Genomic DNA, 1,685 nt, shown 5'->3' on the forward strand with positions numbered 1-1,685 from the left:
CGTCAAGTCGTTGAGCTGCATGTGCGCGTGGCCTTGCTCAACCGCTTCAGCCAACTGGGCCGTCCTGTGACGGTTGCCATGGCATAACTCCGCCTGGGGCTGGGGCCATACCGTCTGTCATCCGCATTGCGCAACAAAGCCTGTTTCAAATGCCCGGCAGCGTCACCACAAACTCGCTGCCCAAGTTGCGGCCCTGGCTGGTCGCGACAACGTTGCCGCCATGCGCCTCCACCAGTTCGCGCACCACGGCCAAACCAATGCCCAAACCCGGGCTGGTCTGGGCAAACGCGGACGCCGTGGCGTCTTGCACAAACAGGTCAAAAATGCAGGGCAGGGCCATGGCACTGATGCCGACGCCGTTGTCGGCCACCTTGACCGTGGCCATGCCCTCCTGCTGCTCAAGAATCAGCTGGATCTCGCCGCCGTCGGGGGTGTACTTGGACGCGTTGTCCAGCAAGTTGCTGAAGACTTGCGTCAGGCGCACGGCATCGCCCTCAATGCGGACGGGCCCCAAAGGCAGGCTCACCGCCAGGCGCTGAAGCCTTTTGTCCATGGCCGGTTTGCACATCTGCACCGCGGCATCCAGCACCTCGGCCAATTCGATGGGCTGGCGCTTGAGCTGGAACTTGCCCGCGCTGACCCTTGATCCATCCAGCAAATCGTCGATGAGCCGCGAGATGTGGGCCACTTGCCGCTCGATGATGCCTTGCAGGCGCGCGAGCTGCGGCTTGTCCAGCCCCGCGTGGTTGAGCAGCAAAGAAACCGTGCGGATCGGCGTCAAGGGGTTGCGCAACTCATGGGCCACCATGGCCAGGAAGCGGATCTGCTGGGTGTGGGCGTGCTCGGCCTTGGCCTCCAGCTCCTGGGCCGTCAGTGCCGCGATCACCAACTGGGCATTGGCTTCGCGAAGATCGCGCAAGCGCGGATCAAGGGCATCTTCACCGTGATCTGGCTGAAGCGAGGCAAACAGCAGTTGCTCGCTGGCATCCACCCGCATGGCCTCTCTGCCCTCGATGAGCGCTGGCGGTCTGGCGCCCGCCGGGCCGGCTTGTTCGGGAAAATTAACCATGGCCCGGGCCGGTGGGTGCGTCAAGGAGAGGCGACGTCCGGCTTGGCGCCCCACTCAACAAGCCCTCCTGGCCCCCCAGCATGTCACCGACCTGGATGCCCTGGTCGTTGATCGTGTACGAGCGCAACTCATCGGAGTGCGCACTGCCGCGCACCTTGACCACCGCCATCACGCGCTGCAGGCGGCTGTCCACTTCCACATAGCGTTGCAACACGATGGCATCGGTCAGGAAGGCCGTGCCATAGGGGCTGAAACGCAAGTCGGCGTAACGGTCCTCCAGCTCCGAGGTCATCAAGACCGTGACGCCCGTGTTGGACAAGGCGGCCACCATGCGCGCCACCGATTCCCGAAAGTCGTCGCGGAAGGTGGGGGCCAAAGCCAGCTCAAACCCCGACAGCGAATCGATGACCACCCGCGTGGCTTTGAGGCGGCGGATCTCGTTGACGAGCAAGGAGGAGATCTCATCCACCGACAAGCCGGCCGCCTGGGGGTCGATCACGCCCACGCGACCGCTTTCAATCAGCTCGGCCATCAGGCCGCCACGCGACCGGTTGGGCCGCTGCTCGAACGCAGCGATGACCCCGGTCTCGCCCTGGCGGGCGCCTTCGGCCAGGAA

At 64.6% G+C, this 1,685-nt stretch carries 2 protein-coding genes; both read right to left on the reverse strand.

The features are described 5' to 3' along the window. Positions 1-145: 145 nt before the first annotated feature. Complete coding sequence (locus H7225_RS12405; protein ID WP_290662241.1) at positions 146-1,069, reverse strand: HAMP domain-containing sensor histidine kinase; 924 nt, start codon at positions 1,067-1,069, stop codon at positions 146-148. Further along, a partial coding sequence (locus H7225_RS12410) for an ATPase domain-containing protein (RefSeq protein WP_290662243.1) occupies positions 1,062-1,685 on the reverse strand: 624 nt, incomplete at its 5' end. The genes H7225_RS12405 and H7225_RS12410, both read right to left, overlap by 8 nt.

The organism is Aquabacterium sp. (assembly GCF_014378415.1).
Classification (GTDB): Bacteria; Pseudomonadota; Gammaproteobacteria; order Burkholderiales; family Burkholderiaceae_C; genus Aquabacterium.

Bases quoted from the DNA above. Each gene is read 5' to 3' on its own strand.
- H7225_RS12405 (WP_290662241.1), bottom strand. From the start codon at position 1,069: ATGGTTAATTTTCCCGAACAAGCCGGCCCGGCGGGCGCCAGACCGCCA.